Origin of the sequence: Noviherbaspirillum sp. (assembly GCF_035944575.1) — a bacterium.
Lineage (GTDB): Bacteria > Pseudomonadota > Gammaproteobacteria > Burkholderiales > Burkholderiaceae_D > Noviherbaspirillum.
The window spans coordinates 1-8,370 of record NZ_DASZBA010000086.1 but is presented as its reverse complement, the minus strand read 5'-3'; the positions used below and the strand labels follow the sequence as shown (position 1 = coordinate 8,370).

General features: G+C 58.9%; 7 protein-coding genes and 1 pseudogene. 6 read left to right on the top strand and 2 right to left on the bottom strand.

The window, feature by feature from the left end; all coding sequences use genetic code 11:
- Positions 1-102 precede the first annotated feature (102 nt).
- Positions 103-405, bottom strand: coding sequence for an Asp-tRNA(Asn)/Glu-tRNA(Gln) amidotransferase subunit GatC (gene gatC / locus VGU61_RS05020; protein WP_326858005.1), 303 nt, complete (start codon positions 403-405; stop codon positions 103-105).
- A 244-nt stretch (positions 406-649) separates the two neighbouring features.
- Between gatC and VGU61_RS05015 the strand changes: the two genes are divergently transcribed.
- The 6 genes from VGU61_RS05015 (at position 650) to VGU61_RS04990 (ending at position 7,969) form a co-directional block, all read left to right on the top strand.
- Positions 650-1,693: a rod shape-determining protein gene (locus VGU61_RS05015; RefSeq protein WP_326858004.1), complete on the top strand. Its 1,044-nt coding sequence runs from the start codon at positions 650-652 to the stop codon at positions 1,691-1,693.
- Between the two features lie 208 nt (positions 1,694-1,901).
- On the top strand, positions 1,902-2,918 hold the full coding sequence (mreC, locus tag VGU61_RS05010) for a rod shape-determining protein MreC (RefSeq protein ID WP_326858003.1): 1,017 nt from the start codon (positions 1,902-1,904) through the stop codon (positions 2,916-2,918).
- Positions 2,915-3,427 (top strand): rod shape-determining protein MreD, encoded by a 513-nt coding sequence (mreD, locus tag VGU61_RS05005; protein ID WP_326858001.1) that lies wholly within the window; start codon positions 2,915-2,917, stop codon positions 3,425-3,427. The genes mreC and mreD overlap by 4 nt, the downstream gene beginning before the upstream one ends.
- A gap of 80 nt (positions 3,428-3,507) precedes the next feature.
- On the top strand, positions 3,508-5,508 hold the full coding sequence (mrdA, locus tag VGU61_RS05000; RefSeq protein ID WP_326858000.1) for a penicillin-binding protein 2: 2,001 nt from the start codon (positions 3,508-3,510) through the stop codon (positions 5,506-5,508).
- Between the two features lie 8 nt (positions 5,509-5,516).
- Positions 5,517-6,629 (top strand): rod shape-determining protein RodA, encoded by a 1,113-nt coding sequence (rodA, locus tag VGU61_RS04995; protein ID WP_326857999.1) that lies wholly within the window; start codon positions 5,517-5,519, stop codon positions 6,627-6,629.
- Between the two features lie 248 nt (positions 6,630-6,877).
- Positions 6,878-7,969: a septal ring lytic transglycosylase RlpA family protein gene (locus VGU61_RS04990; RefSeq protein WP_326857998.1), complete on the top strand. Its 1,092-nt coding sequence runs from the start codon at positions 6,878-6,880 to the stop codon at positions 7,967-7,969.
- A gap of 25 nt (positions 7,970-7,994) precedes the next feature.
- Here VGU61_RS04990 and VGU61_RS04985 read toward each other — a convergent pair.
- A pseudogene (locus VGU61_RS04985) lies at positions 7,995-8,370 on the bottom strand (rRNA (cytidine-2'-O-)-methyltransferase); the annotation flags it as partial.

Genomic DNA, 8,370 nt, shown 5'->3' with positions numbered 1-8,370 from the left:
CGGAAAGTTCTTTTAGGGATTTCGTATGCATAAATGGATGGCCAACAGGGGCCCGATGTTCTTTCGTGATGTGCTTTCGGCAAGCCGTTATTGTCGATTCGGTTACTCGATGACTTTCGGCACGAGGTATAGGCCGTCCTGCGTGGCGGGCGCTACCTGTTGATAGTCGTCGCGTCGGTCCGGTTCCGTGACGGCGTCGTCGCGCAAACGCAACGCCACATTGTTCTGGTGGGCAGCGATCGGATGATTGAGCGGTTCGATGCCGGTTGTATCGACGGCACGCATTTGTTCAACGAGCGAAAAGATGCCGTTGAGCTTGTCGAGGGTGCGGGAAGCCTGATCTTCATTCAGGTCGAGTTGCGCGAGACGGGCAAGACGTTTTACATCATTGAGTTCGAGGGACATGTCGGAGGGCACGTGCAAGCCGTGCATAAGAAATAATCTTTAAAAACAAAAGTGTTTTAGTTCTGGCAAAAGCTTATCAAAAAGGCGTGTTCAGCTCGTATTTTTGGTATTTCCGCCAGCTAATTTCAGCTAAATTATAAGGTAGAATGCTGGGCTACTGCCTCACAGCCGCCAGTGTATGCCGTGTGGGCGGACATTCAACCTTCAATGCTTCGCGCATCATTGTTGCGCATCGGGACAACACATGTTTGGATTCTTACGCAGTTATTTTTCTAACGACCTGGCAATCGATCTCGGCACGGCCAACACCCTGATATATGTGCGTGGACTGGGCATTGTTCTGGACGAGCCGTCGGTAGTCGCGATCCGCCAGCAGGGCGGTCCGAATGGCAAGAAGACCATTCAGGCGGTCGGCAAGGAAGCCAAACAGATGCTGGGCAAGGTTCCGGGCAATATCGAAGCGATTCGTCCGATGAAGGATGGCGTGATCGCCGACTTCACCGTCACCGAACAGATGCTCAAGCAGTTCATCCGCATGGTGCACGACTCGAAACTGTTCAAGCCGTCGCCACGCATCATCATTTGCGTTCCCTGCGGTTCCACCCAGGTCGAGCGTCGCGCCATCCGCGAATCCGCACTCGGCGCCGGTGCATCCCAGGTATATCTGATCGAAGAGCCAATGGCTGCGGCGATCGGCGCCGGACTGCCGGTGTCCGATGCAACCGGCTCGATGGTCGTCGACATCGGCGGCGGCACGACGGAAGTGGGCATCATTTCGCTCGGCGGCATGGTCTACAAGGGTTCGGTGCGCGTCGGCGGCGACAAGTTCGACGAGGCGATCGTCAACTACATCCGCCGCAATTACGGCATGCTGATCGGCGAGCAGACCGCCGAACTCATCAAGAAGGAAATCGGTTCCGCCTTCCCGGGCTCCGAAGTCAAGGAAATGGAAGTGAAGGGCCGCAACTTGTCGGAAGGCATTCCGCGTTCGTTCACCATTTCCAGCAACGAAATTCTGGAAGCTTTGACCGACCCGCTCAATAATATCGTTTCGGCCGTCAAGAACGCGCTCGAACAGACGCCTCCCGAACTGGGCGCCGACATCGCCGAAAAAGGCATGATGCTGACAGGCGGCGGCGCATTGCTGCGCGATCTCGACCGTCTGCTGATGGAAGAAACCGGCCTGCCGGTGATCGTGGCTGAAGACCCGCTGACATGCGTGGTGCGTGGCTCCGGCATGGCGCTGGAGCGGATGGACAAGCTGGGTTCGATTTTCTCGTACGAGTAAAACATCCTGCTCCCGACGATACGCGGCCATGCATCAGGATGGCGCGTATCGCGAAACAGCATGATCCTGGCAGATGACTGAAGATTGTGGCGAGCGGGTTGGCCAGGCTGCATGTCCGATATACGTCATGCGGCGCAGGCCGAAGAGTGGTTTCGCGATCGTTGTCAACAGCCTGCTAGGCGCCCTTGAAACTGGTAGATAACATTTAATGGAATACAGCCCGCCGCCACTTTTCAAGCAAGGCGCCTCCGCCCGCGCCAAAGTGACGATCTTCGCGCTGATCGCCATTGGCTTGCTGATTGCCGATTCCCGCCTGCGCTCGCTGGGCATGATCCGGCAAACCGTCGCCACGGTGTTGTACCCGCTGCAAGTCGCGGCACTGATGCCGCGCGACGCCGCCTACTTCATCGGCGACTACTTCTCCGCACTGTCCTCGTTGCAGAAGGAAAACCTGAGGCTGCGACAGGAACAACTGGCAAATGCACAGACGCTGCAGCAGGTGCGGCAGTTGTCGGCGGAGAATACGCAACTGCGCAAGCTCCTCGACGCCAACGAACGCCTGCCGGTCAAGTCCATCATGAGCGAGATCCTGTACGACGCCCGCGATGCCTTCACCCGGAAGGTCATACTCGACCGCGGCAGCCGGCATGGTGTTGCGCCCGGGCAGCCGGTGATCGATGATATCGGCGTGGTCGGACAGGTCACCCGCGTATTTCCGTTCACTGCGGAAGTCACGCTGCTGACCGACAAGGACCAGGCGATTCCGGTCCAGGTGGTGCGCAGCGGCTTGCGCAGCATTGCTTACGGACAAGGCCATTCGGGTTCGCTCGATCTGCGCTTCATGCCGGCCAATGCGGATATCAAGAACGGCGACTTGCTGGTGACGTCTGGCATTGACGGCGTCTATCCCGCCGGCTTGTCGGTCGCCAAGGTGACCCAGGTGGAAAGCAAATCGTCCGATGCGTTTGCCCGCATCGTATGCCAACCTCTGGCAGGCATTGACCGCAACCGCCAGTTGCTGGTTCTGTTGACCGAGCCTCCGGTGGCACAGCGTCCGCCTCCCGACGATCCGAAGAAGGATGCAAAGGCGAAGCCAAAACGCACTGAAGGCGCCAAGGATGCGGCAAGCCCGGCCCCGGCCGCACCCGCTGCTGCTGCGCCCGCTCCCGCCGCATCTGCTGCTTCACCTGCCGCCGTCCCCGAGAAGCAAAGGCCGACGCCATGAACCGTCCTCACTACATCCTGCTGCCGGTCAATCCGTTATTCATTGCCGGCAGCCTGATCATTGCTTTTTTGCTCAATCTGCTGCCCTATGGCTACTGGGTAGGCGTGCCTGACTTCGTTGCACTGGCGCTGATCTTCTGGAGTATTCATCAGCCCCGCAAGGTGGGTATCGGGATTGCGTTCACCATGGGCTTGCTGATGGATGTGCACGACGCGGCGTTGCTCGGTGAGAACGCGTTGTCGTACACGCTGCTGTCCTACTTTGCCATCATGATGCATCGCAGGGTGCTGTGGTTCCGGGTATGGACGCAGGTGCTGCATGTGTTGCCGCTGTTGTTGCTGATGCAATCGGTGCAACTCGTGATCCGGTTGATGGTCAGCGGCAAATTTGCAGGCTGGACGTATTTCGCCGAAAGCCTGTCGACGGCGGCGCTGTGGCCGGTCATCACCTGGATACTGCTCGCACCGCAACGGCGTGCAGTCAATCGCGATGACACCCGGCCGATCTGATTGCCTGACACGCTTGAGTTGCTGTTCAAACATGCTTCGCGCGAATTTGCGCCCTGAAGATCTGCCGGCTTGAAGAACGAATGACTGAGTTTAAGAACACGGAACGGGAAGTACATTTATTTCGTCTGCGCCTGTCGGTAGCGGGCATATTCGTGCTGGTCCTGTTCGGCATTCTATTGTCGCGGTTTTTCTGGCTGCAGGTCGTCAGGCATGAGACTTACCATGGGCAGGCGGAAGACAACCGGATTTCGGTTGCTCCCATCGTGCCGAACCGCGGTCTGATACTGGACCGCAACGGCGTCGTTCTGGCCCGCAATTTTTCCGCATACACGCTGGAGATCACTCCGTCCAAGGTCAACGAACCGCTCGACAAGGTGATTGACGGCTTGTCGGCATTGGTGGAAATTCAGCCCAAGGATCGCAAGCGCTTCCGCCGTCTGTTGGAAGAAGCGAAGAACTTCGAAAGCGTGCCGATCCGCACCCGCCTCACCGACGAAGAGGTGGCCCGATTTACTGCGCAGCGTTATCGCTTTCCAGGCGTCGAAATCCAGGCAAGGCTGTTCCGGCAATACCCGCTCGGCGATACCGCATCGCATGTGATCGGCTATATCGGGCGCATCAGCCGCAAGGATGCCGAGCGCATCGCCGAATCCGAGGACGCGGCGAATTATGTCGGCACCGATTACATCGGCAAGGAAGGACTGGAAAAGAAGTATGAGAAGGTCCTTCACGGCACGACCGGATACGAGGAAGTCGAAGTGACCGCCGGGGGCAGGGCAATCCGCTCGTTGTCGCGGACACCGGCGGTGCCGGGTAATAACCTCATTCTCTCCATCGACATCGAGCTGCAGAAAATCATCGAAGAGGCGTTTGGCGATCGACGCGGCGCGCTGGTGGCGATCGAGCCGTCGACCGGCGACATTCTTGCCTATGTGTCGAAGCCGACATATGACCCGAACGTATTCGTCGACGGCATTGATCAGCAGACATGGGAGGAACTTAATACCTCGATCGACAGGCCGCTGCTGAACCGGCCGCTGATTGGCAGCTACCCGCCCGGCTCCACCTACAAGCCATTCATGGCGCTCGCCGCGCTTGAAACCGGCAAGCGCACGCCGTCGAATACCATTTCCGATCCCGGTTATTTCTGGTTCGGCAGCCATAAGTTCCGCGACGACAAGGTGGACGGTCATGGCGTGGTCGACATGTACAAATCGATCGTGGTGTCCTGCAATACCTATTACTACAATCTTGCGAACGACCTCGGCGTCGACACGATCCACGACTTCATGAAGCCGTTCGGTTTCGGGCAATTGACCGGCATCGACCTCGATAACGAGCGTACCGGTCTGCTGCCGTCGACTGCGTGGAAGCGGGCCGCATATAAAAGGCCGGAGCAGAAAAAGTGGTATGCGGGCGAGACGATCTCGATCGGCATCGGACAGGGATACAACGCGTTCACCCCGCTGCAGATGGCGCATGCCATCGCCAATCTGGCCAACAACGGCGTGGTGATGAAGCCCCACCTCGTCAAGACGATCGAAGACAGCGTCAGCAAGGAGCGCACCCTGACGGTGCCGAAGGAAAGCTATCGCATCAATCTGAAACAGGAAAACATCGATTTCGTGAAGCGTGCAATGGTCGGCGTGACCAAGGAAGGAACATCGTCACGTGCATTCGCCAAGACCGAATACACGTCCGCTGGCAAGACCGGTACCGCGCAGGCGATCGGTATCAAGAAGAACGAAAAATACGACGCCAAGAAGCTGGCCGAGCATCATCGCGATCACTCGCTCTACAGCTCGTTTGCACCGGCCGAGAATCCTCGCATTGCGATTGCCGTGATTGTCGAAAATGCCGGATTCGGCGCTGCGGCAGCCGCCCCGATCACCCGTATCGCGATGGATTATTATTTGCTCGGCAAGCGGCCCGAGCAGAAGGAAGCGCCGGTGGAAAAAGCCGCTGCACCCCATGCGCATGGTGCCGCGCCCAATGCCGCGCAAGCCGCTGCGGCAAAGAACCAGAAACGCGCGCCGGCGCCGGCAGCCGTTGACACCGGAGCAGGCAGGGACCAGCACTAATGACAAGCATGCAATTTTCCGAGCGGCGCACCATTTGGCCCACCATCAAGCCTTACGTCATGGTGTTTGACGGTACGCTCGCACTCATCATCTTCCTGATTCTTTCGGTGAGCGCGCTCACCATGTATTCGGCCGGCATGGATGCGCCCGGCCGCTTTGAAGATCACATGCGCAATACCCTGATCGCCTTTGTGGTGATGTGGATTGCGGCGATCATGCCGCCCCAGACATTGATGCGCTTTGCGGTACCCATCTACACGGTCGGAGTGGCCCTTTTGCTGGCAGTCGCGATGTTCGGCCTGGTCAAGAAAGGAGCGCGGCGCTGGGTCAATGTCGGCGTCGTGATCCAGCCATCCGAGATCATGAAGATTGCCGTGCCGCTCATGCTGGCCTGGTATTTCCAGAAACGCGAGGGAATGATCCAATGGCATCACTTTCTGGTGGCGGGCATCATCCTTGCCATCCCTGGTGTAATGATCATGCGCCAGCCGGACCTGGGCACCGCATTGCTGGTGCTGGCTGCCGGCTTCTACGTCATCTTCTTCGCCGGCCTGCCATGGAAGGTTCTCGCTACGCTGACCGCCCTGGGACTGGCAAGCCTGCCAGTGGCATGGTCGATGTTGCACGACTACCAGCGTCAGCGGGTCATGACGCTGATCGATCCCACCACCGATCCGCTCGGGACCGGGTTCCACATCATTCAATCCATGATCGCGATCGGGTCCGGCGGCATCTCCGGCAAGGGATGGACCAATGGCACGCAGACACATCTGGAATTCATCCCGGAACGTACTTCCGACTTCCTCTTCGCGGCTTATTCGGAAGAGTTCGGCCTGATCGGTAACACCGTTCTGCTCGTGCTGTACCTGCTGCTCATCGGACGCGGCTTGCTGATCGCCGCGAATGCGCCAACGCTGTTCAGCAGGCTGCTGGCCGGCGCGATCACGATGATCTTTTTCACGTACGCTTTCGTCAACATGGGCATGGTGAGCGGCATCCTTCCCGTGGTAGGTGTGCCCCTGCCGTTCATGAGCTACGGTGGTACGGCATTCATGACCCTGGGGCTTGGGATGGGCATACTGATGAGCATTCAGCGTCACAGGAAGCTTGTGCAGAGCTGATGCTGGTTTAACGCGGCCAATATATGCGCGTGCCATCCAGGCCGCAATGCAATCGACACTGCATGGCACGCTCCGCGTGATTACACACTGACACAAAAAAGCATGCGCGTTGCGGGTATTTCCGATTGGAATACTCTTTACGAATGGCTAGAATCCTGAGGGTTGTAAAAGAATCAGGATGACATGGACAGCAGGCGAGCAAGCAAGCCTGAACTGACGTGTTCACAAGCCATCAGGGAGAGAATGCAATGCAACTGCTTGCAAAGAAGCGCATCGTGCGTAGCAGCGCCTTGCTGTTATCGGTTTTATCGCTATATGGTTGCGGCAGCTCGGTGCAGTTGTCCGAGCCACCTGCCACTGCAACACCCGGACGCCAGTCGGCGCCATCCAAAAGCGCATCAAATGCCATTCCCGCCTTGCCCCCCGCGGGTTCCGGTCGCGGCGGCTACTATCAGGACGACGGCCCCGGCGACAGCATACCGCCGGGATTGCTGGATCAGCCCGACCCCGAACCTCGTATAGAACCCTATGCCAAGCGCGGCAATCAGCCCTACACGGTATTCGGCAAGACCTACACGCCCATCACCGACGACAGGCCGCTCAAGCAGCAGGGCGTCGGGAGTTGGTACGGCAAGAAATTTCATGGCCAGAAAACATCCTCCGGCGAGCCGTATGACATGTACAAGATCACCGCCGCGCATCCGACCCTGCCGATCCCCTCGTATGCGAGGGTCACCAATCTCGCCAACGGCAAGCAGGTCATCGTCCGCGTAAACGATCGCGGTCCATTCCTTTCAAACCGCATCATTGATCTGTCGTATGCCGCGGCATTGAAGCTCAGCTATCTGGAAAAAGGCAGCAGTCAACTCGAAGTGGAGCGCCTGCTGCCCGACGAGATCATGCCTCTCGCCGCCAAGCGTGAGCAGGCGCCATTGGCCGCATCGTCAACTGCCGCGCCGGCCGCAATGCAGCCGGCACTGGCAGTCGGTACACCGTCGGATGGCGCCATCGTCATGACCGTCGCCGCGCCGGCCCTGCCGCCGATCTCCACGATCGCATCGAGTGAGATTCAGCCCGCGGTCACCCAGCAGGCCGCGCCACCCATGGCGCCCGGTTTCTATATCCAGCTTGGTGCGTTCGCCCAAGCCGCCAACGCGGAAGCGGCACGCGCGCGATTGATGCAGAAGCACCGCGCCGAGCTGCCGCCGATCGAGGTAATGCAGCAGGGGACCTTGTACCGTCTGCACAGCGGCCCGTTTGCATCGCGTGCGGAAGCGGCAAGCGCGGCGCAGCAAATGCAGGAGATGGGCGCAGCGAGGCCGATGATCGTGCAGCGCTAGTGATTGAACAGGAGGGTGCGGTCTGTCACCGGTCCGCGTCCTTCAGGCGCAGTGCCAGGTCGTACAGCGCGTTTTTCTTGCGGCCCGTGATCTGCGAAGCCAGCGAGGCTGCCTGCTTGACCGGACATTCGGTCAAAAGTATGCGCAATATACGTTCCGCTTCGGCATCGCCGGACTCCGTGTCGGCAGTCGCGCCTTCGAGGAGCAGCACATACTCGCCTTTCTCGCGATGCGGATCCCGAGCCAGCCAGGCGGCGGCGTCAGAAATCGTGCAGCGATGGATCTCTTCGAACAGCTTGGTCAACTCGCGCGCGAACACGATGCGGCGCGTCGGCTCGAAACTGCGCGCCAGCGCTTCGATGGTGTCGACGATGCGATGCGGGGCTTCGTAGAGAACGACG